Source organism: Pseudacidovorax sp. RU35E (assembly GCF_900156165.1).
GTDB lineage: Bacteria > Pseudomonadota > Gammaproteobacteria > Burkholderiales > Burkholderiaceae_C > Xenophilus.
Window position 1 is genome coordinate 236,921 of record NZ_FTMY01000007.1, and the last position, 22,000, is coordinate 258,920.

General features: G+C 68.2%; 21 protein-coding genes. 9 read left to right on the forward strand and 12 right to left on the reverse strand.

Translation table 11 applies throughout. The features are described from left to right. Positions 1-54: 54 nt before the first annotated feature. The 3 genes from BXA03_RS14680 to BXA03_RS14690 are packed head-to-tail and all read left to right on the forward strand — an operon-like array spanning position 55 to position 5,242. On the forward strand, positions 55-3,702 hold the full coding sequence (locus tag BXA03_RS14680; protein ID WP_076509061.1) for a hybrid sensor histidine kinase/response regulator: 3,648 nt from the start codon (positions 55-57) through the stop codon (positions 3,700-3,702). Then, on the forward strand, positions 3,699-4,733 hold the full coding sequence (locus tag BXA03_RS14685) for an HD domain-containing phosphohydrolase (RefSeq protein ID WP_076509064.1): 1,035 nt from the start codon (positions 3,699-3,701) through the stop codon (positions 4,731-4,733). The genes BXA03_RS14680 and BXA03_RS14685 overlap by 4 nt, the downstream gene beginning before the upstream one ends. Before the next feature lie 5 nt (positions 4,734-4,738). Next, positions 4,739-5,242, forward strand: a complete 504-nt coding sequence (locus BXA03_RS14690; RefSeq protein ID WP_159444722.1) for a thermonuclease family protein — start codon at positions 4,739-4,741, stop codon at positions 5,240-5,242. Here BXA03_RS14690 and BXA03_RS14695 read toward each other — a convergent pair. After that, positions 5,236-6,537, reverse strand: a complete 1,302-nt coding sequence (locus BXA03_RS14695) for a hemolysin family protein (protein ID WP_076509066.1) — start codon at positions 6,535-6,537, stop codon at positions 5,236-5,238. The two genes, BXA03_RS14690 and BXA03_RS14695, sit on opposite strands and share 7 nt — an antisense overlap. 26 nt (positions 6,538-6,563) lie before the next feature. On the opposite strand from BXA03_RS14695, the gene BXA03_RS14700 reads away from it, so the two are divergent. Next, the gene (locus tag BXA03_RS14700; protein ID WP_076509069.1) at positions 6,564-7,406 is read left to right on the forward strand and encodes a symmetrical bis(5'-nucleosyl)-tetraphosphatase; all 843 of its coding nucleotides are present in this window, start codon (positions 6,564-6,566) and stop codon (positions 7,404-7,406) included. Positions 7,407-7,437: 31 nt separating this feature from the next. Here BXA03_RS14700 and BXA03_RS14705 read toward each other — a convergent pair whose 3' ends face one another. From BXA03_RS14705 to ahpC, 9 genes are all read right to left on the reverse strand, one after another. After that, positions 7,438-8,574 (reverse strand): aminotransferase class V-fold PLP-dependent enzyme, encoded by a 1,137-nt coding sequence (locus BXA03_RS14705; protein ID WP_076509071.1) that lies wholly within the window; start codon positions 8,572-8,574, stop codon positions 7,438-7,440. A gap of 126 nt (positions 8,575-8,700) precedes the next feature. Next, a complete protein-coding gene (locus tag BXA03_RS14710) occupies positions 8,701-10,173 on the reverse strand; it encodes a DEAD/DEAH box helicase (RefSeq protein ID WP_076509074.1) in 1,473 nt (490 codons plus the stop codon). Between the two features lie 91 nt (positions 10,174-10,264). Further along, a complete protein-coding gene (locus tag BXA03_RS14715) occupies positions 10,265-11,134 on the reverse strand; it encodes a KPN_02809 family neutral zinc metallopeptidase (RefSeq protein WP_076509077.1) in 870 nt (289 codons plus the stop codon). Positions 11,135-11,165: 31 nt separating this feature from the next. Further along, positions 11,166-11,432, reverse strand: coding sequence for a hypothetical protein (locus BXA03_RS14720; RefSeq protein WP_076509079.1), 267 nt, complete (start codon positions 11,430-11,432; stop codon positions 11,166-11,168). Positions 11,433-11,591: 159 nt separating this feature from the next. After that, entirely contained in the window at positions 11,592-12,158 is a 567-nt protein-coding gene (dcd, locus tag BXA03_RS14725) for a dCTP deaminase (RefSeq protein ID WP_017762084.1), read from the reverse strand. An 80-nt stretch (positions 12,159-12,238) separates the two neighbouring features. Then, positions 12,239-13,525: a guanine deaminase gene (gene guaD, locus BXA03_RS14730; RefSeq protein ID WP_076509343.1), complete on the reverse strand. Its 1,287-nt coding sequence runs from the start codon at positions 13,523-13,525 to the stop codon at positions 12,239-12,241. 201 nt (positions 13,526-13,726) lie between these two features. Beyond that, positions 13,727-14,824 (reverse strand): BMP family ABC transporter substrate-binding protein, encoded by a 1,098-nt coding sequence (locus BXA03_RS14735; protein WP_076509082.1) that lies wholly within the window; start codon positions 14,822-14,824, stop codon positions 13,727-13,729. A 137-nt stretch (positions 14,825-14,961) separates the two neighbouring features. Continuing rightward, a complete protein-coding gene (gene ahpF / locus BXA03_RS14740) occupies positions 14,962-16,524 on the reverse strand; it encodes an alkyl hydroperoxide reductase subunit F (RefSeq protein WP_076509085.1) in 1,563 nt (520 codons plus the stop codon). 252 nt (positions 16,525-16,776) lie between these two features. Further along, the gene (gene ahpC, locus BXA03_RS14745) at positions 16,777-17,340 is read right to left on the reverse strand and encodes an alkyl hydroperoxide reductase subunit C (protein ID WP_058642001.1); all 564 of its coding nucleotides are present in this window, start codon (positions 17,338-17,340) and stop codon (positions 16,777-16,779) included. Positions 17,341-17,593: 253 nt separating this feature from the next. Here ahpC and bfr point away from each other — a divergent pair, with 253 nt between their 5' ends. The 5 genes from bfr (at position 17,594) to BXA03_RS14770 (ending at position 20,527) form a co-directional block, all read left to right on the forward strand. Further along, a complete protein-coding gene (bfr, locus tag BXA03_RS14750; RefSeq protein WP_076509088.1) occupies positions 17,594-18,070 on the forward strand; it encodes a bacterioferritin in 477 nt (158 codons plus the stop codon). A 203-nt stretch (positions 18,071-18,273) separates the two neighbouring features. Beyond that, the gene (locus tag BXA03_RS14755) at positions 18,274-18,546 is read left to right on the forward strand and encodes a (2Fe-2S)-binding protein (protein ID WP_076509091.1); all 273 of its coding nucleotides are present in this window, start codon (positions 18,274-18,276) and stop codon (positions 18,544-18,546) included. Between the two features lie 104 nt (positions 18,547-18,650). Further along, positions 18,651-19,373, forward strand: a complete 723-nt coding sequence (locus tag BXA03_RS14760; RefSeq protein WP_234983692.1) for an energy transducer TonB — start codon at positions 18,651-18,653, stop codon at positions 19,371-19,373. 19 nt (positions 19,374-19,392) lie between these two features. Beyond that, entirely contained in the window at positions 19,393-20,109 is a 717-nt protein-coding gene (locus BXA03_RS14765) for a MotA/TolQ/ExbB proton channel family protein (protein WP_076509097.1), read from the forward strand. A 4-nt stretch (positions 20,110-20,113) separates the two neighbouring features. Next, positions 20,114-20,527: an ExbD/TolR family protein gene (locus BXA03_RS14770; RefSeq protein ID WP_076509099.1), complete on the forward strand. Its 414-nt coding sequence runs from the start codon at positions 20,114-20,116 to the stop codon at positions 20,525-20,527. Between the two features lie 640 nt (positions 20,528-21,167). On the opposite strand, the gene BXA03_RS14775 is transcribed toward BXA03_RS14770, so the two are convergent. Beyond that, entirely contained in the window at positions 21,168-21,578 is a 411-nt protein-coding gene (locus tag BXA03_RS14775; RefSeq protein ID WP_234983693.1) for a Mor transcription activator family protein, read from the reverse strand. Then, entirely contained in the window at positions 21,575-22,000 is a 426-nt protein-coding gene (locus tag BXA03_RS14780; protein ID WP_076509101.1) for a regulatory protein GemA, read from the reverse strand. Before BXA03_RS14780 ends, BXA03_RS14775 begins: the two co-directional genes overlap by 4 nt.

Below are 22,000 nucleotides of genomic sequence, written 5' to 3' on the forward strand. Positions count from 1 at the left end.
GCGTCCCGCGCGTTGTAGGACCCAGTAAGCTTCCTCCTTCCGATTCTCAACACGATGCCCACGCAGACCGACTGGCTCGGGACCCTCGCGCAACTGCGGCCGGCGGCGGGCATGTGGCTGGCTGCTGCAGCCGCCTTGCTGTGCGGCTGGCACGCGCTCAAGGCGGGCCGATCCGCTGCCACGCCGGCGGACCGCACAGCCGCAGCCCTGCTCGCCGCCATGCTCTGGGCCATGGGCCTCGCCCTTCCCATCCACGCGGGGCTGGGCCTTCTCGGCAACGAAGACGAAGCGTCATCCTGGGGCTGGCCGCTGCTGCCAGCCGCGGCGCTGGTTGCCGCGCTGGTCGCGAGTTGGCGAGGCGCCGACCGCTGGCGTGCCGGCGTCGCGGCCATGGTGGGTCTGGCGGGCGCGGCGGTCTTCGTCGGCACGAGCGCCACGCCGCTGGGCTTCATGAGTGTGCTGCTGGCTGCCGCCGCGCTCGCCATGCTGCTCGCCTACGCGTTGCTGCGCGCGCCCGCCAGCACCACGGCACCCCCGCCCTGGCAGCCTGCGCTCTGGGCTCTGGTCGCGCCTCCCATCGCCGCTGTCATGACGGCCGTCGGCGCCCTGCCCGGCCCTGTGGCGGCGCCGGTGCTCGCCGACTGGAATGGCCTGCCCTGGACCCAGCAATGGTTCGGCCTCTGCGCCCTGGCGCTGCTCTACATCGGCGTGTGCGGCATCCGGCAGGTACGCGAACAGGCGGCGACGCTCGACGCCCTGCGCCAACGCTTCGAGCAGGCGCCGGACGGCTTGGTCGTGCTCGATGCCGAACACCGCATCACCGCCGCCAATGCCGCAGCGCTGCGCCTGCTGGAACTGCGGGCGGATGAGGCCAGGGGCAAGGCACTCCCGGCCCTGCTCGACGCAGCGGATACCGACCTCACCGAGTGGCTGAGGGATCCGGCCAACAGCCCCGCCGGCCCAGGCGAACGCCGCGCCCTGCGTCCGTTGGAAGGCGGGGGCACGCTGGCCTTGCGACTGGCGCGCGCCGGCCTCGGCGCCGATGCCAAGGGCCGCGAGACGGGCCGCATCGTCTCGCTGGCCGACATCAGTGCCCAGCATGCCGAGGAAGAAGCCATCCGCCAGCGCGAGCGCCGCTACCGCGCGCTGATCGACAACATTCCCGGCGTTTCATTCAGCACGCTGCTGGACGAGCCGCACACCATGCTGTTCGCCAGCCCCAGCGTGGACGCGCTGACCGGCTGGCCCGCCTCGGACTTCACCTCGGGACGGCGCACCATCGCCAACCTGATCCATCCCTCCGACCGCCTGCGCATCCAGCAAGCGCTGATCCTGGCAGCCGGCGTGCCGGAGGGCGGCCCGGTGACGGCCGAGTTCCGGCTGCTGCACCGCAGCGACTCCGAGCGCTGGGTCTGGTTCACCGGCCAGGTCACCCATCCACGCGAAGGTGGGCCGCCGCGGCTGGACGGCGTGTTGCTGGACATCACCGAAACCCGCCGCCACCACTGGATGCAGGGCGGCACCGCCGAGGCGGTGCAACGTGTGATGGGCGTCGCGGTGTTCGCCATGGACGGGCGGATCGAATGGGCCAACGACCGCATGCTCGGCTGGATGGGCTACACGCTGGAGGCCTTCGTCACCCGTCACCACCACGACCTGGTCGATGCCGCCGCCGGCCGTCAAACGGCCTTCGATGCCCTTTGGCAACGCCTGCGTCGCGGCGAGTTCGAGGTGGGCGAGTACCGGCGCGTGACCCGGCAAGGCCAGGAGTTCTGGCTCCAGGGCTCGTACAACCCCATCTTCGATGCCGATGGCATCGTGGTGCGGGTGGTGCTCCTCGCGCAGGACATCAATCCCCGCCGCCAGATGGAAGGCGCCCTGCGCGACGCCAAGGCCCGCGCCGAGCAGGCGGCGGCGGCGCGGACCATGTTCCTGGCCAACATGAGCCACGAGATCCGCACCCCGATGAATGCCATCCTCGGCTTCACCGAGCTGCTGCTCGAAGGCCCGCTGGCGGTGGAGCAGCGGCGCCACCTGCAGACCGTGCGGCAGTCGGCCCAGAGCCTGCTCGGCCTGCTCAACGGCATCCTCGACACAGCCAAGCTCGACCGCGGCGCGCTGGAACTCGAACTGGCCGACTTCTCGCTGCGCGAGTTGCTGGAACAGACCGCCACTGCGCTGCGGCTCGAGGCCGAGCGCAAGGGTCTCATCCTCCAGGTGGTGTGGGACGAGGACCTGGACGACCATTTCCGCGCCGATGCCGTGCGCATCCGACAGGTGCTGACCAACCTGCTGGGCAATGCCATCAAGTTCACCGAGCGCGGCGAGGTGCGGTTGGAGGCACGGCGCGCCGGCGACCTCGTCGAGCTGTCGGTGCAGGACACCGGCATCGGCATCCCCGCTGAACGCCTGTCCGCCATCTTCGACCCCTTCGCGCAGGCGGATGCATCGACCAGCCGGCGCTTCGGCGGCACCGGCCTGGGCACCACGATCGCCCGCCAGCTGACCGAGCTCATGGGCGGCCGCATCGAAGTCCAGAGCACGCCCGGCCAGGGCAGCACCTTCCGCGTACTGCTTCCGCTGCAGGTCACGCTGACACCGCCGCCCGCGGCCACGGTGCCGGAGCCGCCCGTCGAGCCGCCACCGCTGTCGGTGCTGGCGGTCGACGACGTGCCCGAGAACCGCGACCTGGTTCGCCTCGCGCTCGGCCAGCGAGGCCATCAGGTGAGCACCGCCGCCGACGCGCCAGCGGCACTGGACATGCTGATGAAGCACCGCTTCCATGTCGTGCTGCTGGACGTGCACATGCCCGGCATCGACGGACTGGAGGCCGCGCGGCGCATCCGGGCCTACGAAGCCTCACGCAGCCTGCAGCCCACACCACTGATCGCGCTCAGCGCAAGCGTGCTGGCGGCCGACCGTGAGGCCGCACGCACAGCGGGCATGGAAGGCTTCGTACCCAAGCCCTTCGAGGCCGCCCAGTTGCTGGCCGAGATGGCGCGCGTCACGGGCCTGCAGCGCGGCGGCGACGCAGCGCTGCCCATGCCATCAACGGCTGCCACCGCCCTCGCGCTGGTGCAGCCGTCGGGCATCGACTGGGAGCGCGGCATCCGCAACTGGACGCAGGAGTCCGCGCTGCGCCGGGCCCTCGACAAGATGCTGGCCCAGCACGGCGCAGCCGCGGCGGCCATCGCGGAAAAGATCGAGTGTGGTCAGCTGGACGACGCCCGCCAGATCGCCCACCGCCTGCGCGGCCTGGCGGGCAACCTGGCCTGCGACGGGCTGTTCGCGGCGGCCACACGCGTCGAACTGGCCCTGGCGGGCGGCGAATTGGACGCGGCGCGTGAGGCGATCCCCGCCCTCAGTGCCGAGTTCGATGCGGTGCAGGCTGCCCTCGACAGCCGCCCGCTGCCCCCGTCCGCACCCGACGGCGAGCGCCTGCTGCTGGAGGCGCCGCAGCTGCGTTCGGCGCTGGATCGACTGCTGCGCGTCGTCCACCGCAACGAGATGGATGGTGACGAGGACTGGCCCGACATGGCCGCCACACTGTCCTTCATGGGCGAAGGCGAGGCCGCCGATGCGCTGCGCCAGGCGCTGGACGGATTCGAGTTCGGCACCGCGGCCCGGCTCCTAGAATCACTCATCGAGCGGCTGCCCCCCGAAGTGGCCATGGCAGGCGAGAAGGCTTCCCACCATTCATGACCGACCTCTCCACGATCCAGCGGCCCACCGTGCTCGTCGTCGATGACGAGCCCCTGAACCTGCAGGTGGTGCGCAGCATGCTGCACACGGACTATCGCCTCGTCTTCGCCAAGGATGGTCGCAGCGCGCTCACGCTGGCCTCGGCCGCGGCGCCCGACCTGGTGCTGCTGGACGTGATGATGCCGGGCATGACGGGCTACGAAGTCTGCCGCGAGCTGAAGAACCAGACGCTCACCCGCTACGTGCCGGTGATCTTCGCCACGGCGTTGGCCGACGAGGCCAACGAAGAGCTGGGGCTGGCCTGCGGCGCCGTCGACTACGTGGTCAAGCCGCTCAACGCCGGCATCCTGCGCGCGCGCATCCGCACCCACCTGTCGCTGGTGCGCATGGAAGAGCTGCAGGCCACGCGCCTGCAGGCCATCCGCTGCCTGGGCGCGGCTGCCGAATACAAGGACAACGAGACGGGCATGCACGTGGTGCGCATGAGCCACTATGCGCACCTGCTGGCACTCGCGTCTGGCTACGGCCCCGCCGAGGCGGACGATCTGCTCCATGCGGCGCCCATGCACGACATCGGCAAGATCGGCATCCCCGATGCCATCCTGCAGAAGCCCGGCCCCCTGACCCCTGAGGAACGGGCCATCATGATGGCCCACCCCGTCATCGGTGCCGACATCCTCGGCAACCATCCTTCACGGCTCTTCCAGCTTGCCCGCACCATCGCGCTGACACATCACGAGAAGTGGGACGGCAGCGGCTATCCGCATGGACTGGCCGGGGCGGACATCCCCCTAGTCGGCCGCATCGTGGCCCTGGCCGACGTGTTCGACGCGCTGACCAGCGTGCGGCCTTATAAACCGGCCTGGCCCGTCGAGGAGGCCATGGCCTGGATCCAGAGCCAGAGTGGCAGCCATTTCGACCCCACGCTGGTGGACCTGCTTCAACAGAACATGCCGAAGGTGCTGGAGATCAAGGCGCAGTTCGGGGACGACGCGGCGGACGTGGTGCTGCTCGGGCCGGAAGACAGCTGACGCCAGTGGCCCTGGCCGCAACCCTGCTGCTGTGCCTCGTCACGGCCGTGAGCGACGGCGACACCCTGCATGCCGACTGCGATGGCGGTGAGGTGTTGACGGTGCGCGTGCACGCCATCGACGCGCCCGAGGCCGGCCAGGCCCAGGGCCGCAACGCCCGGCGCCTGCTGGCCCGGCTGGCGCTGCACCGCGAGGTCGAACTGCGCTGCGTGGACCGCGACCGCTACGGCCGTGCCGTCTGCGCGGTGCAGGTGCCGCCGCCAGAAGACCCTGACGCAGCGCCAAGCATGGATGCCGGGGAGGCCATGCTGGAGGCGGGTCTGGCCTGGTGGTACCGCCAGTACGCCGACGCGCAGACGGCCGCCGCGCGGCGCCGCTACGCCGCCGCCGAAGCACGGGCACGCCGTGCGCGCGTCGGCCTGTGGAAGGCGGTCCATCCCACGCCGCCCTGGCAATGGCGGCGGGAGCAACGCGAGTCGGGATCCGCGGCGAGCGGCGACGCTCACTGAGCGCTGGTCAGCGGCCGCGCCAGCACGCGGTCGATGCGGCGCCCTTCGAGCGCCAGCACCTCGAAGCCCCAGCCCGCGCATTCGATCTGCTCGCCCACCGCCGGCATGCGACCCGACACAGCCATCAGCAGCCCGGCGACCGTGTTGTAGCGGCCACGCTCCTCGTCCGGCAGTTCGCGGATGGCCAGCCGCGCCCGCAACTCCGACACCGGCATCAACCCGTCGAGCGCCCAGCTGCCGTCGGGCTGGTGGGTGGCCCAGGCGTCGGTCGGCACATGCGGATGCAGCTCACCCGTGATGGCCTCCAGCAGATCGCGCGGCGTGAGCAGGCCCTGCACCACACCGTACTCGTCCACCACCAGCACCATCCGGCCCGCCTGCGCGCGGAACTGCTCCAGCAGTTCCAGCCCGGTGAGCGTCTCGGGCACGAAGGCTGCCGGTTGCGCCAGCGTTCCCAGGGCGCCGTCATGCGACGGCCCCAACTTGAGCAGGTGCGCCACGCTCACCACGCCGACGACGTCGTCGAGGGAGTTGCGGCAGACCGGATACCAGGAATGCATCAGGTTGATGGCGCCCGCCGCGGCCACCTTCTGCAAGGCCTCGGCCACCGTCAGGTTGGCGGGCATCCACTCGATGTCGCTGCGCGGCACCATCAACGAAGACAGGCGGCGGTCGTCCAGGTGGAAGACGTTGCGCACCATCTGGTGCTCATGGCGCTCGATGAGACCGGCATCCACGCCCTCCTCCAGGCTGGCGGAGATTTCTTCCTCGGTCACCGCGCGCGCCCCGGTTGCGTCGATGCGCAGCAGTCGCAGCGTTGCCGCCGTGGTACCGGAGAGCAGGAAGACGAAAGGCTTGGTGCCCTTGGCCAGCGCACTCATGGGTCGGGAAACCCAGCGCGCCACCGGCTCGGGATAGAGCTGACCGATGCGCTTGGGCACCAGCTCGCCGAAGATGATCGTGAAGAAAGTGATCCCGGTCACCACCACCGCCGTCGACAGGATGCTGGCCGCGCCTTCGCCCAGCCCCCATTCCTGCATGCGGATGGCCAGCGGCCCAGCGAAGGCCGATTCGCCCACGATGCCGCTGAGCATGCCAATGGAGGTGATGCCGATCTGCACGGTCGAGAGGAACTGCGTCGGCATGTCCAGCAGCTTGAGTGCCGCGATGGCCCCGGGATCGCCGGTTTCGGCCAGTGCCGCCAAGCGCGCGCGGCGCGAGGTGGAGAGAGCCATTTCGGACATCGCGAACAACGCGTTGCACGTCGTCAGCAAGGCCAGCAGGAGAACATCCATCGAGAAGTGAGGGGGAGAATGAGGGCATGGCACTCTATCTCATCGGCGATGTGCAGGGCTGCGACGAGGCCCTGGGCCGGCTGCTCGACACCCTGGACTTCTCCCCCAGCCGCGACCGGCTGGTGCTGCTCGGCGACCTGATCAACCGCGGACCCGACTCGCTGGGCGTGCTGCGCCGGGTGCAGGCGCTGGGCGATTCGGCCCGCAGCCTGCTGGGCAACCACGACCTTCACCTGCTGGGCGTGGCGCATGGCGTGCGCAAGCCAGGGCGGCGCGACACGATCGCGCCCATCCTGGACGCCCCCGACCGGGAGCCTTTGCTGGACTGGCTGCGCCACCGCGCGATGGCGCTGCACGAGCGCATCGGCGGGCGCGACCTGCTCATGGTGCACGCGGGCGTGCTGCCCGCCTGGACCGTGGAAGACACGATGGCGCGCGCCCACGAACTCGAGGCCGTGCTGCGCGGCCCGAACCTGGGCAACTTCCTGCAGGAGATGTACGGCAACGAGCCTGCTTCGTGGTCCGACGATCTCTCCGGCAGCGCGCGCCTGCGGGTGATCGTCAACACACTCACCCGGCTGCGCTTCTGCAGCGCCGAGGGAACGATGGAGTTCGAAGCCAAGGACAGCGCCGCAGAAGCCCCGACGGGCTACATGCCCTGGTTCGACGTGCCCGGCCGGCGCACTGCCAAGGCCGTGGTCGCTTTCGGCCACTGGTCCACGCTGGGCTGGCTCTCGCGGCCCGACCTGCTGTCGACCGACACCGGCTGCGTCTGGGGTGGCTGCCTCACGGCCGTGCGCATCGGTGCCACGCTGGACGAGCGGGAGCGCATCGACGTGCGCTGCACCCAGGCGCAGGCGCCAGGCTGAGCGCCCGCCCTCACGCAGCGGCGGCGGCGGCTCAGGCCGTGCCGAGCACCTTGTCCAGGCCGGCCTTCAGGTGGCCCACGCTGCGGTCTACGTTGCGCCACTTCTCCAGGCCGAACAGCCCGATGCGGAAGGTCATGAAGTCGGGCCCCTCGCCGCACTGCAGCGGCACGCCGGAGGCGGTCTGCAGGCCGGCCTCGATGAACTTCTTGGCGCTCTGGATGCCGGGGTCGGTGGTGTAGCTCACCACCACGCCCGGCGCCTTGAAGCCTTCCGCCGCCACGCTGGGCAGGCCGCGCGATTCGAGCAGCGCACGCACCTTGTCACCCAACTCGAACTGCGCCTGGCGCGCCGCCTCGAAGCCCCAGTCCCGGGTCTCTTTCATCACGTCCCGCAGCAGCACCAGCGCGTCTGTCGGCATGGTCGTGTGGTACGCATGCTGGCCGCGCTCGTAGCCCTCGGCGATCTGCATCCACTTCTTGAGGTCGCAGGAGAAGCTGCTGCTCGTGGTGCCGTCGATAGCCTCGCGGGCGCGTTCGCCGAGCATCACCATGGCGCAGCAGGGCGAGCCACTCCAGCCCTTCTGCGGCGCGCTGATCAGCACGTCCACGCCGGTGGCCTGCATGTCCACCCACACAGCGCCCGAGGCCACGCAGTCCAGCACGAAGAGCGCGCCCACCTCGCGCGCAGCAGCACTCACCGTACGCAGATAGTCGTCGGGCAGCAGGATGCCGCTCGCGGTCTCCACATGCGGCGCGAAGATGACCTTGGGCTTTTCGGCACGGATGGTGGCCGCGACCTCCTCGGCCGGGCACGGCGCCCAGGGCGCCTGCGGGCCTTCACCCCGCTGGCGAGCCTGGCAGACGATGGCGCCGCCGCCCAGTCCACCCGCGTCGAAGATCTGGCTCCAGCGATAGCTGAACCAGCCATTGCGGATGATCAGCACCTTCTCGCGGTTGGCGAACTGGCGCGCGACGGCCTCCATGCCGAAGGTGCCGCTGCCCGGCACGAGCACAGCCGTGTGGGCGTGGTAGACCTCTTTCAGCGTGGACAGGATGTCCTGCATCACGCCAGTGAAGCGCTTAGACATGTGGTTGAGGGCGCGGTCGGTGTAGACGACCGAGAACTCGAGCAGGCCGTCGGGATCGACGTCGGGCAACAGGCCGGGCATGGGAGTCTCCTTCTTGTGGATGCAGGGTACCGGCCAGCGACCGGCAGAAAGACAAAGGCTGGCACGCGTGCCAGCCTGGGGACCATCGCAGCGGCCCGACCCGCGAGGGCCGGCCGCGCAGGGCACTCAATTCTGCTGCTGCGGCTCCGCGGACTTGAACAGCGCGGCCACCTTGCGCTTGGTGCGGATGTTGCCCGATGCCGGCTGCTTGGGTGCCGGCGCCTTGGCGGACTGCTCCCAGGCGGGTGCCTCGTCTCCGCCAGCGGCCTCATAGGGCTTGTCGAAGAAAGGATCGCGCGATGCGTGGGTGCGCTGCGGGCGCGGGGCGCGGTAGCCCTCGGCCGCCGCAGGGGCGCTGCTGCGGGGCCGATCAAGCGTGTCGCGGGAATCGCCCGTCTCGCCGTCCTCGCGCCAGCGGCGGCGACCGTCGTTCATGCGGCCGCGCGGACGCTCGTCGTCCATCTCCAGCGGCTGGAGCTCGATCTTCTTCTTGATCAGCTTCTCGATGTCGGCCACCAGGCGGGCGTCGTTGCCACCGCCCGCAAAGCTCACCGCCAGGCCCGAAGCGCCAGCACGGCCGGTGCGGCCGATGCGGTGCACGTAGTCCTCGGCGTTGAAGGGCACGTCGTAGTTGAAGACGGCGGGCACGTCCTTGATGTCCAGGCCGCGGGCCGCGACGTCGGTGCACACCAGCAGGTCCACCTCGCCGGCCTTGAAGGCGGCCAGGGCCTTCAGGCGCTCGTCCTGGCTCTTGTCGCCGTGCAGGGCCGTGCAGCGCAGGCCCTCGCGTTCCAGCGAGCGGGCCAGCCGGGCGCAACCCAGCTTGCTGTTCACGAAGACGAAAGCCTGCGTGATGCCACGCTGGCGCACGATCTGCTTGAGCGCTCGGCGCTTGTCGTCCTCGTGCACGCCATAGAACACCTGCTCGACGGTGGAGGCCGTCTCGTTGGGCCGCGCCACCTCGATGGTGATCGGGTCCTGCAGGTAGCTGGAGGCCAGGCGCTTGATCTCGGGCGAGAAGGTGGCCGAGAACAGCAGCGTGGTCCGCTGCTTGGGCAGGTACGACAGGATGCGCTGCAGGTCGGGCAGGAAGCCGATGTCCAGCATGCGGTCGGCCTCGTCGAGCACGACGTACTCGACCTGGTTCAGCACCGCGTTCTTGGCCTCGATGTGATCCAGCAGCCGGCCGGGCGTGGCCACCAGGACCTCCACGCCCTTCTTGAGCTCGGCAGTCTGCGGCTTCATGTCGATGCCGCCAAAGACCACGGTGCTGCGCAGTTGTGTGTACTTGGCGTACATCTTGACCTGCTGAGCCACCTGATCGGCCAGTTCGCGCGTGGGCAGCAGCACCAGCGCGCGCACCGGATGCCGGGCGGGCGAAGTCGAGGCGTTCTCGTGTTTGAGCAGGCGATGCAGCAGCGGCAGGGAAAAGGCGGCGGTCTTGCCGGTGCCGGTCTGGGCGGCGCCCATCACGTCCTGGCCGGACAGCACCACCGGAATCGCCTGCGCCTGGATCGGCGTCATGTGTTCGTAGCCCATGTCGGCCACGGCGCGCTTCAACGGGTCCGCCAGCGCGAGGTCGGAATAGAGAGTACTCATAGGAAGTCCGCGATTGTCGCATTGCCGCAAAAAACGGCAGTGACAGCGGGGTGACGGGCGATCTGCGGCCTTCAGGCCGACCGTGCAAACCTCAGAGCGTGGAGGCGTTGAAGGTGTCGCAGGCCTTAACCTGGCCGCTCTTGTAGCCGTTCATGAACCAGCGCTGGCGCTGGGCGCTGCTGCCGTGCGTGAAGCTGTCGGGCACCACGGCGCGGCCGGCCGAACGCTGAAGGGCGTCGTCGCCGATCTTTTCGGCGGCATTCATGGCGGCGGCGATATCGGACGGGTCAAGCCACTGCTTAGACTCCTGCGAGCGCTGGGCCCACACGCCGGCAAAGCAGTCCGCCTGAAGTTCGACGCGCACGCTGGTCGCATTGGCCTGGGCTTCGCTCTGGCGCCGGCGCATGGCGTCGACCTTGTCCGTGATGCCCAACAGGTGCTGCACATGGTGGCCCACCTCATGCGCGATGACATAGGCCTGCGCGAATTCGCCGGGTGCGCCGAGGCGGTCGCGCAGGGTGTCGTAGAAGCGCAGGTCGATGTAGACCTTGCTGTCCCCCGGACAGTAGAAGGGACCCATGGCGCTTTGGCCGGTGCCGCAGGCCGTGGGCGTGCTGTTGTCGAAGAGCACCAGCGTGGGCGGGCGGTACTGGGCGCCACCCTCTCGGAACACTTCGCCCCACACCACCTCGGTGTTGCGCAGCACCGTGCGCACGAAGGCGGTCTCGCGGTCGTTGCGCGGCGCATGCGAAGGTGCCTGCTGCTGGACGACAGGGCTGCCGCCGCCGCTGAGTGCGCCGAGCAGCGTCAGTGGATTGATGCCGAAGATCCAGCCGGCGACAACGGCGACGACGACCGTGCCCAGGCCGATGCTGCGCCCGCCGATGGGAAAGCCGCCACCTCCGCCCATGCCGCGGCGGTCTTCGACGTTGTCGGATTCCTCATTGCCTTCCCAGCGCATCGCTTTCCTTTCCAGAGGGACCCGGCGCGCCTCAACGCGACAGGGTGTAGGCCACGGACTGTACGCCGATCGGTTGCTGGAAAGCCGCGGTCAGGCGCTCGCGCTGCGTACGCGTTTCGGCGGCGGTCTGAACCTGGATACGGGCCTGTGCTTCACGCTGGTGGGCCGCACGCACCTGCCCTTGAGCCACCTCGTAAAAGGCGGCGAGCAGAAAAAGGGCGACGACGACGAGTGTTGCCATCAGCAGGCGCTGGATCGGAGACGAGGACGGACGGCTTGGCGTGAAGAGGTTGGGCATCTGGAGCTCCTGCGCGGACCATCCGCGTCGGTGGCGCAGAGCATGGTCAGCCGCCCGGGCACGGATTGGCGGCCCCCTACGCGCAACCGTGTAGGTGTCGCCAAGCGCGGCGTGTCGGATGCACCCGGCATCCGCCGGATGCGCCCGACGCGGTCGGACTCAGGCCTTGGGCAGCGTCACGCCGCTTTGTCCCTGGTACTTGCCGCCGCGATCCTTGTAGCTGACCTCGCAGACCTCGTCGCTTTCGAAGAACAACACCTGCGCGCAGCCCTCGCCCGCATAGATCTTGGCGGGCAGTGGCGTGGTGTTGGAAAACTCGAGCGTCACGTAGCCTTCCCACTCTGGCTCGAAGGGCGTGACGTTGACGATGATGCCGCAGCGAGCGTAGGTGCTCTTGCCCAGGCAGATGGTCAGCACGTTGCGCGGAATACGGAAGTACTCCACCGTGCGCGCCAGCGCGAAGCTGTTGGGCGGGATGATGCAGACGTCGGCCTGGATGTCGACGAAGCTCTTCTCATCGAAATTCTTCGGGTCCACCACCGTGCTGTGGATGTTGGTAAAGACCTTGAATTCCGGCGCGCAGCGGATGTCGTAGCCATAGCTGCTGGTGCCGTAGCTGATGAGCTTGCGGCCGTCCTGCTGGCGCACCTGGCCCGGCTCGAAGGGCTCGATCATGCCGTGCTGCTCGGCCATGCGCCGGATCCATTGGTCGCTCTTGATGCTCATGGGATGACTCGCGCTGGGCGTGCCGGAACACGCGTCGGAAAAGAGGGCCCGCATTGTGGCACGCGCGCACTGGGCATCACTCAACCGGCGCAGGCGATCACGGTGCGCTCGATGACACGGTCGTCGCCCAGCACGATCAGGGCGAACAGCAGCTCTTCCAGCGAGGCCGCGGCGGCGGCCTTGCGCGCCAGCAAGGGCATGGCGGCCGGATCCAGCACCAGGAAGTCGGCCTCGCAGCCCGGCTGCAGGTTGCCGATGGTGCCGGCCAGGCCCAGCGCCTGGGCGGCGCCGGCCGTGTGCAGCCACCACAGGCGCGAAGGCGCCAGGCTCAGGCCGGGCTTGGTCTGGCCCTCGCGGCCGACGTAGTAGGCCGCCAGCATGGTCTGGAAGGGACTGAAGCTGGTGCCAGCGCCCACGTCGCTGGCCAGGCCATGCAGGTAGTCGACGCGCTGGGCGCCCTCGAAGTCGAAGAAGCCGCTGCCCAGGAACAGGTTGCTGGTCGGGCTCACGGCTGCCGCCGTGCGCGTGGCACGCATCAGTTGGCGGTCGTCGTCGTCGAAGTGGATGCAGTGGGCGTACACCGCGCGCTCGCGCATCAGGCCGAAGTCGTCGTAGATGCCCAGGTAGGAGCGCGATGCGGGAAACAGCTCGCGCGCCCACTTCACCTCGTCCTTGTTCTCGGCCACGTGCGACTGGATCCAGGTGTCGGCATAGCGCGCCGCCAGTTCGCCTGCACCGCGCAGCTGGGCCTCGGTGCTGGTGGGCGCAAAACGCGGCGTGATCGCATAGCCGAGCCGATCCACGCCATGCCAGCGGCGGATGAGATCCTCGGTGTCGGCCAGGCTGCGCTCGGTTTCGTCGCGAACGCCGTCGGGCGAATGGCGGTCCTGCAGCACCTTGCCGGTGATCAGGCGCATCTGCCGCCGCCGTGCGGCCGCGAAGAGGGCATCCACCGAAGCCGGATGCGAGGTCGCGAAGGTCAGCGAGGTGGTCACGCCGTGGCGCAGCAGCTCGTCCAGGAAGACCTCGGCCACCTCGGCCGAATGCGCGGCTTCGGCGAAGCGGGTCTCGGCGGGGAAGGTGTAGTTCTCCAGCCAGGGCAGCAGGCCGTCGGCGGGCGCGCCGATGATGTCCGTCTGGGGAAAGTGGATGTGCATGTCCACGAAGCCGGGCGCCAGGATGCGGCCGGGCAGGTGTTCGGGCTCCACGTCGGGATGGCGCGGCTGCACCGCGCCATGGCTGCCAGCGTCGACCACGCGGTCCCGGCCCTGGGCATCGGGCGCGACGACCAGCAGGCCGTCGGTGTCGAACAGGGGTCGGCCAGCGTCATCGAAACGCAGCAGCGAGGCGCGGTAGGCTTTTTTCATCATGGGTGGAGGTGGGAGATGGCGCGGGGCCTGCAAGCGGCGGGCCCGGCGGATGGCGCCGACAGCGCGCACCACCGCGCCGAAGCGTACTGGAAGCGCGGGCAGGGAAACGGCGGCGCGCCGTATACCGCCTATATCGATGTACGCCAGACGCCCCGGCAGAGCCCGTCGGCACGACCCGGTACACCTGCCCCGTCATGCTCAGGGCGACACGCGGCCCTGCACACCTTCGGCCAGCCAGTTCATCTTGAGGATCTGGCCATCGTCCAGCGCCTGCCCGCGTGCGATGACGACCTGGCCCTGGTTGTCGCGCACGTCGGCAGCAGCGGCGCGGAAGGGCTGCAGCCGGCCGGCAGCGATATCCTGCTGGCGGGCCAGCACTTCCTCCTGCACCGCCTTGGGCACCTTGGGGCCGAAGTCGCCGACGCGGATCATCCCCTCCTTGACGCCGCCCCAGGTGTCGGTGCTCTTCCAGGTTCCATCCAGCACGGCTCTGGCGCGCTGGACGTAGTAGTCGCCCCAGCGGTGCGTGACCGCGACGATCTGCGCGTCGGGCGCCACCTGCCGCATGTCGGAGTGATAGGCCACGGCCATCCGGCCACGTTCCTGCGCCGCCTTCATCACGGCGGTGGAGCCAGTGTGGAAGGCGAGCACATCCGCGCCCTGGTCCATCAAACGCATGGCCGCATCCCGCTCCAGCGCCGGATCGAACCACTGGTTGAGCCACACGACCTTGACCTGGGCAGTCGGGTCGACCGAGCGCATGCCGAGCGTGAAGGCGTTGATGCCCTGCAGCACCTCGGGAATCGGGAAGCCCGCCACATAGCCGGCCACATGCGACTTGCTCATGCGCCCTGCAACCACGCCGGCCAGGTAGCGGCCTTCGTAGTAGCGCGCATTGGCCGTCGCCACGTTGTCGGCACGCTGGTAGCCGGTGATCGATTCGAAACGCACCTGCGGAAACTCGCGCGCCACGCGCATCGTCGGCGCCATGTAGCCGAAGCTGGGCGTGATGATGAGCTGGTTGCCCTGGCGTGCCAGGTCGCGGATCACGCGCTCGGCGTCGGGCCCTTCGGCCACGTTCTCCACATAACTGGTCTTCACCTTGCCGGGCAGCGCCGCCTCGATGGCCTGGCGGCCCAGTTCGTGCTGGTGCACCCAGCCGGCATCGCCCAGCGGCGCGACATAGACGATGCCGACCTTCAGAGGCACCTGGGACGGCGCCGGTTGGGCATGGGCGAAGGGAGAAGAAAGAAAACAGCAGGCGGCCGCGAGCGCGGCTGCGAGGTTTTTGTACATGGTGTTCCTCGACATGGCCCCGAAACGAAAAACGCCGTGCAGCGGGGCACTGCACGGCGGGCGGGATTCTAAAGAGCAGCGGCGCAACACCGCGGTCTGGGGGCAAAGGCGGCACCCTTCGCGGGCGCCGCCCTCGCTCAGGCGGCCACGGGCGCACTGGTGCGGATCAGGTGGTCGAAGGCGCTGAGCGCCGCCTTCGCGCCCTCGCCGGCGGCAATGATGATCTGCTTGTACGGCACCGTGGTGCAGTCGCCCGCCGCGAACACGCCTGGCACGGAGGTCTGGCCCTTCGCGTCCACGATGATCTCGCCGTGGCGCGACAGCTCGACCGTGCCCTTGAGCCAGTCGGTGTTGGGCACCAGCCCGATCTGGATGAACACGCCCTCCAGGTCCACGCGCTGCTCCTGGCCGGTCGCACGGTCCTTGTAGGTCAGGCCGTTCACCTTGTCGGTGCCGGTGATGGACGTGGTCTGCGCGTTGGTCAGCACCCTCACGTTGGGGAGGCTCGTGAGCTTGCGCTGGAGCACGGCATCAGCGCGCAGCTGGGTGTCGAACTCGATCAGCGTCACGTGCCCAACGATGCCGGCCAGGTCGATGGCCGCCTCGACGCCGGAGTTGCCGCCGCCGATCACCGCCACGCGCTTGCCCTTGAACAGCGGACCGTCGCAGTGCGGGCAGTAGGCCACGCCTTTGTTCTTGAACTCCTGCTCACCGGGAACGTTGATGTTGCGCCAGCGCGCACCCGTCGACAGGATCACGGTCTTTGCCTTGAGCGTCGCGCCGCTTTCCATGCGCACCTCGATCATGTCCTTGCCCGGTATCAGTGCTGAGGCGCGTTGCAGGTTCATCACGTCCACGTCGTAGTGACGCACGTGCTCGTCCAGCGCCAGCGCGAAGTGCGGGCCCTGCGTCTCCTTGACGGAGATGAAGTTCTCGATGCCCAAGGTATCCAGCACCTGGCCACCGAAACGCTCGGCGGCCACGCCGGTGCGGATGCCCTTGCGGGCAGCGTACACGGCCGCGGCAGCGCCAGCGGGGCCGCCGCCGACGATCAGCACGTCGAAGGCTTCCTTGGCGCTGAGCTTCTTCGCCTCGCGCTCGACGCCGCTGGTGTCGATCTTGGCCAGGATCTCTTCCAGGCTCATGCGGCCGGAGCCGAACATCTGGCCGTTCATGAAGACGGTGGGCACGCCCATGATCTGGCGGTCCTCTATCTCCTTCTGGAAGGTGCCGCCCTCGATCATGGTGGTCTTGATGCGCGGGTTCTGCACCGCCATCAGGTTCAGCGCCTGCACCACGTCCGGGCAGTTGTGGCAGGTGAGCGAGACGTAGACCTCGAACTCGAAGTCGCCGTCGATCTGCTTGATCTGGTCGAGGATGGCCTGCTCGACCTTGGGCGGATAGCCGCCCTGCTGCAGCATGGCCAGGATGAGCGAGGTGAATTCATGGCCCATCGGCAGGCCGGCGAAGAGCGGGCCGTCGGTCTGGCCAGGCTTGTTGATCGAGAACGAGGGCTTGCGCTCGCTGCTCTCTGCCCGGTCGATCACGGTGACCAGCTTGGACGTGCTGGCGATGTCCTGGAGCAGCTCGCGCGTCTGTGCCGACGCCGACGAGTCGTCCAGCGCAGCCACGATCTCGATGGGCTGGGAAATGCGCTCCAGGTAGCTGGAAAGCTGGGCTTTGGTGGCGGCGTCAAGCATGGCGGTGTCTTTCTGGCGTTCGGGTCTTCAATGGGAGAGGAGCTTCGGGGCGCTTGCCCGGCGGCGGGGCTCGTCTCCAGCATCTAGGGACGGGCCGGCAATAAAAAAGCCCGGGTCACAAGGGTGCCCCGGGCTCGGGGGCAGCTGCTGCGCAGCCACCCGGCAGGCAGGTTCAGGCGTGCGCCGCCCACCCCTTCTCAGGGGACCGGACACGGTGCGCGGCGCCTGACGCCAGCCGGGCGAAGGGCATGCTCAGATCTTGCCGACCAGGTCGAAGGAAGGCTTCAGGGTGGCGGCGCCTTCTTCCCACTTGGCGGGGCAGACTTCACCGGGGTGGGCGGCGACGTACTGGGCGGCCTTGACCTTGCGCAGCAGGTCCTTGGCGTCGCGGCCGATGCCTTCGGCGGTGATTTCCAGCGCCTGGATCACGCCTTGCGGGTCGACGATGAAGGTGCCGCGGTTGGCCAGGCCCTGGTCTTCACGCAGCACTTCGAAGTTGCGGCTGATGGCCAGCGTGGGGTCGCCGATCATCGTGTACTTGATCTTGCCGATGGTCTCGGACGAGTCGTGCCAGGCCTTGTGGGTGAAGTGGGTGTCGGTCGAGACCGAGTAGATCTCCACGCCCATCTTCTGGAACTCGGCGTAGTGGTCGGCCACATCGCCCAGCTCGGTCGGGCACACGAAGGTGAAGTCGGCCGGGTAGAAGAAGAAGACGGACCACTTGCCCTTGACGTCGTCGCTGGAGACGTCGACGAACTTGCCATCCTTGTAAGCGGTGGCCTTGAAGGGCTTGATTTCGGTGTTGATCACGGACATGTGCGGTTCCTCTTGAGGTCGAAAAAACTTGCGAGGCTCTAGTATATGCATGAGCTACAGGAACTTGATAGATAAACACTATCAATCGGGAGCCCGGTCGCTATGGCGAAGTCGGCGGGCGCGACCGAAGCGATACGAACGCCTCTCACGATCAAACGCATGCAGACCAGACCGGCCGGGTCTTGCCTTGTGGGCACTGGAGTGCACCCGCACAATCCGCCGCTTTGGGACCTTCAGGTCCGAGGACGAGAACATGCAAGGCGATCCCCAGGTCATCGATCATCTCCAGGCCCAGCTCAAGATCGAACTGACGGCCATCAACCAGTACTTCCTTCACTACCGGATGCTCAAGCATTGGGGCTTCGACAAGCTGGCGAAGAAGGAATATTCCGAATCCATCGAAGCGATGAAGCACGCGGACAAGCTGATGGACCGCATCTTCATGCTCGACGGCCTGCCCAACCTCCAGGATCTGGGCAAGCTCAACGTGGGCGAAGACGTTTCCGAAATCCTCGACTGCGACCTGCGCACCGAGCAGGGCTCGCAATCCACGCTCAAGGCCGGCATTGCCTACTGCGAGTCGGTGCGCGACTTCGTCTCGCGCGACCTGCTGGAGGACCTCCTCGAAGACACCGAGGAGCAGATCGACTTCCTGGAGACGCAGATCAATTTGGTCGGCAAGGTGGGCCTGCAGAATTACCTGCAGTCGCAGATGGGCGACGCCGACTGAGCAACCGGCGGCGCTGCCGCCCGATGGAAACGCAGGGGCCTCGATGGCCCCTTCTTTTTGCGCGTCATGCTGGCAAGCCGATGAGCGCACGGCGAGCAGGAATGCCCCCTGCGCCGGACCAGGATAGAGATTGCGAATGCGAGAAATTCGTATTTATAATCGTTGCACTTCTTCCTCACAGCCAGCCAACTGCAGCCACCGCCATGATCGTCTGTGTATGCCGCCGAGTGTCGGACCGCGAGATCGTGCGGCATGCCCGTGCAGGCATGAGTTTCGACGAGATCCAATTCGAGCTCGGCGTGGCCACCCAGTGCGGCCGCTGCGAAACCTGTGCCCGCGACGTGGTGGCCCAATGCAGTGCGTCGCACCCGGTTGCCGCCCTCCACAGCGACATCGAACCCCGCGCGATCCAGCTTGCCACCGCCATCACGGAAAGCAAAGCATGGAATTCGTCGCAGCCCTTGTCGGCAGCCTGATCTTCGCCGGCTCGGTCTGGTGGGTATTGCGCCGCTAGATCCCTTATTTCTGATCTACGCTCAGCGGCGCCACGTTCGCGCCGGGCTGTCTTTCTGGGTTGACCGTGTCGAGCCGATTCTCTTCCCCCTCCTCTTCCCCACTCGGCGTCTCCCGCACGACCCTGATCGTCGGCGGCGTGGTGCTCTTCCATGCCGCTGCGCTGTGGGCCTTGCAGAGCGGGCTCATCCGCAAGGCCGCCGAGGTGGTCGTGCCAGTCGAACTGCTGGCGCAGATCATCGAGCCGCCTCGGCCGGCGCCGCCACCACCGCCCCCTCCGCCCCCGCCGCCGTCTCCTCCACAGAAGCAAACCCCCAAGCCACCGCCTCGCCCGGTGGCGATCCGCGAGACCAAGCCCGTGCCGGCTCCCAATGCCCCGACGGGCGCGGTGGAACCCCCGCCGGTGACGGCGCCGGCGCCTGAACCACCCGCGCCACCCGCACCGCCGGCCCCGGTCGCTCCGCCCGCGCCGGTGGCTCCTCCGGCACCGTCACGCGTGGAACTCACGGGCGCGCAAGCCGAATGGCTGGTTGCGCCGCCCCTGGCCTTCCCGCCGATGAGTCAGCGCCTTGGCGAGTCGGGCATGGTGGTCGTGCGCATCACCTTCGATACCAACGGCGTCGCCCGACAGGCCCAGGTCGTGACGTCGAGCGGTTATGAAAGGCTGGACCGTGCCGCCCGAGAGGCCGCACTCAAGTCGCGCATCGCGATCCGACGTCCGGCGGGCGCGCCGCCCGCCTCCGAGTACGTCTACAACGCGCCGCTCAACTTCACGCTGCACAACAACTGAACCTTCCGCAGGAGTATTTATGGATTCCCAATTTGGCCTGATGCACGTCTGGACGCAAGGCGACTTCGTCACCAAGGCCGTGGCCCTGCTGTTGCTGGGCATGTCGCTCGCATCCTGGATCGTCATCCTGCTCAAGGCCATCGACATCGTGCGCTACAAGCGCATGGCGCGACAGTCCGGCAACTTCTGGCACAGCGAGGATTTCGCCGCAGCGCTGGACAAGCTGGGCAAGGACGACAGCAACCCGTTCCGCGTGCTTGCGCTCGAGGGCCGCGAGGCCGCTGCCCACCACCGCAACACCAAGGCGCACCTGCACGATGCACTGGACGTGAGCGACTGGATCACGCGCTGCCTGCGCAATGCCATCGACGAATTCACGGCGCGCCTCCAAGGCGGCCTGGCCATCCTGGCGTCCGTCGGCTCGACGGCGCCCTTCATCGGCCTGTTCGGCACGGTCTGGGGCATCTATCACGCCCTGCTGGGCATCGGCACTGCAGGCCAGGCCACCATCGACAAGGTGGCCGGCCCGATCGGCGAGGCGCTGATCATGACGGCGCTGGGGCTCGCGGTCGCCATTCCCGCCGTGCTGGGCTACAACGCGCTGGTGCGCGGCAACAAGTTCGTGCTGAACAAGCTCAACAGCTTCGCCCACGACCTGCATGCCTACTTCGTGACGGGTGGCCGGGTGCATGCCAATGGCGAAGCCGCCACCATCCTGCCGTTGAAGAAGGGCTGACGCCATGGCCTTCGGAACCCAGGACGACACCGACGACGTGATGAACGAGATCAACATGACGCCCCTGGTGGACGTCATGCTGGTGCTGCTCATCATCTTCATCATCACCGTGCCGGTGATGAAGCATGCGGTGAACATCGACCTGCCGCGCGCCACCAACGAGCGCGAAGAGACCAAGCCGCAGACCATCCAGCTGAGCGTGGCCGCCGACGGCAGCTACTTCTGGAATCAGGAAAAGGTCGATGACGCGACCATGGTCTCGCGTCTTGCGGCCGAGGGCGCTCGCGACCCGCAGCCCGAATTGCACATCCGCGGCGACAAGGACGTGCGCTACGAGCGTGTGGCCACGGCCATGGCCGCTGCCCAGAGGGCCGGCGTGCGCAAGATCGGCTTCATCACCGATCCGACGCCGCAGTAACGTCCTGCGGGGGCGGTGTCCCCATCACGTGGCCTCGAGACAAGCCGGCACCCGCCGGCTTTTTTCATGGTTGCGGACCAGAAGCAGGGATGGGCGCGGAAGTCCTCGCCCCACCATGTGGGGAGGTGACCGTTTTGTCAGACCCGGATGGAGGTCGGCGAATTGGGAAACCTGAATCGGGACGCGGGGTTACGTGAGGTTGGCCGGGTCGGCGGGCCGTTTGGCAGATTGGGCCGATTTGGGCCGCCCGAGGCGTCAGAACGGCCGCTGTGGGCCTGAAATGGGGCGGGCCGGGCCAGGGTAGCCCGGAACGGGCCGGGCCGTCCAGAGGCCTGATTTCATTGGGGAAAGCCGCTCGGCAGCCCTTTGGAGTCGGCCGCCAGCCTCAGCCGCCACACCGGTGCCAAGGTCGGACGTTTGAGGTCGGACGCCCCGTTTAGCGTCCGACCTCAGAAAAACCAGACGTGTCAAAGACTTACCGGACCCTGCCCCGCCGTGACCAGACGTCCGACCTCGCTCAAGGTCGGACATGAAAAACGGCCCGCGTGGGGCCGTTTTGGGTGGGATACCGCGTCCGGGCATGGGCTGAGGTCGGACGTTTAACTCGGCGCGCTGGAGGTTAACCGGGGCCGAGTTAAACCTACAGATCGAGCTGCGCCTGCAGGTCGGACGCCTGGTCGGCGCCCGCCACGATGCGCTCCACGGACCGCTCCGTCAGCCGGTAGATGAGGGCCAGCTCGCGCGCCGTCCGGTGCTTGTACTCCTCCCGGATCCGGGCGTTGCGGACTGCCGTCAGGGCGGCCGTCGCCTTCGGCATCGGATAACGCAGGCCGTGTCCGTCCTGGGAGAACTCGGCGCACAGTGCCCGCAGGTTGTCCAGGCCGATCAGCTCGGCGAAGGGATGCTCGGCGGTGGCCTCAGCCGGGATGTAGACGCGCACCCCGCCGTACTGCTCCACGAAGCGCAGCGTCGCCGGCAACCCGATCAGGCGCACGAACTGCTGCAGCAGCGGGGGCAGCAGCTCTTCGGCCGGTGCGGTCTTGTCCATCATGGCCGGGCGTCCGCCTTCGGTCGGTTAAGCATGGCCTTCAGGGCTTCGATCACCTTCGTGGCGTCGGCAACCGGAAGGAAGCGCGCGTGGGAATAGCCCGTGCCGGTGACGCGGGCGATGAACGCGAGCAGGGCCTGGGGCGAGGCGTCACGGATGCGCTGCGCCTCGCCCAGCTTCTTCCACAGCCACTCGATCTTCTCGGGCTGGCCGAAGGGTCGCTTCTTCGCTGGGGCTGCTCCCTGCGTCTGAAGGTAGCGGAGCATGCGCTGGCGGCCGGCGTGGTCCAGGTCGCGGGCGCTGCTGACGCCGCATTGCGTCATCAGCACCGTCCGGTACGTGGCATCGTCCATGCCGAGCTGCGCCTTCGCCATGTGGATCCGGGCGAGGTCAGCGTTGCGGTTATCGCGGGCAAGCTTGCTCAT

What these genes read in the sequence shown, in the direction of transcription:
- guaD (WP_076509343.1), bottom strand. Translation starts at nt 13,525, where the DNA reads ATGAAAAAAGCCTACCGCGCCTCGCTGCTGCGTTTCGATGACGCTGGC.
- BXA03_RS14735 (WP_076509082.1), bottom strand. Translation starts at nt 14,824, where the DNA reads ATGTACAAAAACCTCGCAGCCGCGCTCGCGGCCGCCTGCTGTTTTCTT.
- BXA03_RS14720 (WP_076509079.1), bottom strand. Translation starts at nt 11,432, where the DNA reads ATGCCCAACCTCTTCACGCCAAGCCGTCCGTCCTCGTCTCCGATCCAG.
- BXA03_RS14770 (WP_076509099.1), top strand. Translation starts at nt 20,114, where the DNA reads ATGGCCTTCGGAACCCAGGACGACACCGACGACGTGATGAACGAGATC.
- BXA03_RS14700 (WP_076509069.1), top strand. Translation starts at nt 6,564, where the DNA reads ATGGCACTCTATCTCATCGGCGATGTGCAGGGCTGCGACGAGGCCCTG.
- BXA03_RS14705 (WP_076509071.1), bottom strand. Translation starts at nt 8,574, where the DNA reads ATGCCCGGCCTGTTGCCCGACGTCGATCCCGACGGCCTGCTCGAGTTC.
- BXA03_RS14715 (WP_076509077.1), bottom strand. Translation starts at nt 11,134, where the DNA reads ATGCGCTGGGAAGGCAATGAGGAATCCGACAACGTCGAAGACCGCCGC.
- BXA03_RS14780 (WP_076509101.1), bottom strand. Translation starts at nt 22,000, where the DNA reads ATGAGCAAGCTTGCCCGCGATAACCGCAACGCTGACCTCGCCCGGATC.
- BXA03_RS14765 (WP_076509097.1), top strand. Translation starts at nt 19,393, where the DNA reads ATGGATTCCCAATTTGGCCTGATGCACGTCTGGACGCAAGGCGACTTC.
- ahpF (WP_076509085.1), bottom strand. Translation starts at nt 16,524, where the DNA reads ATGCTTGACGCCGCCACCAAAGCCCAGCTTTCCAGCTACCTGGAGCGC.
- BXA03_RS14685 (WP_076509064.1), top strand. Translation starts at nt 3,699, where the DNA reads ATGACCGACCTCTCCACGATCCAGCGGCCCACCGTGCTCGTCGTCGAT.
- ahpC (WP_058642001.1), bottom strand. Translation starts at nt 17,340, where the DNA reads ATGTCCGTGATCAACACCGAAATCAAGCCCTTCAAGGCCACCGCTTAC.
- bfr (WP_076509088.1), top strand. Translation starts at nt 17,594, where the DNA reads ATGCAAGGCGATCCCCAGGTCATCGATCATCTCCAGGCCCAGCTCAAG.
- BXA03_RS14710 (WP_076509074.1), bottom strand. Translation starts at nt 10,173, where the DNA reads ATGAGTACTCTCTATTCCGACCTCGCGCTGGCGGACCCGTTGAAGCGC.
- BXA03_RS14695 (WP_076509066.1), bottom strand. Translation starts at nt 6,537, where the DNA reads ATGGATGTTCTCCTGCTGGCCTTGCTGACGACGTGCAACGCGTTGTTC.
- BXA03_RS14755 (WP_076509091.1), top strand. Translation starts at nt 18,274, where the DNA reads ATGATCGTCTGTGTATGCCGCCGAGTGTCGGACCGCGAGATCGTGCGG.
- BXA03_RS14680 (WP_076509061.1), top strand. Translation starts at nt 55, where the DNA reads ATGCCCACGCAGACCGACTGGCTCGGGACCCTCGCGCAACTGCGGCCG.
- BXA03_RS14775 (WP_234983693.1), bottom strand. Translation starts at nt 21,578, where the DNA reads ATGATGGACAAGACCGCACCGGCCGAAGAGCTGCTGCCCCCGCTGCTG.
- dcd (WP_017762084.1), bottom strand. Translation starts at nt 12,158, where the DNA reads ATGAGCATCAAGAGCGACCAATGGATCCGGCGCATGGCCGAGCAGCAC.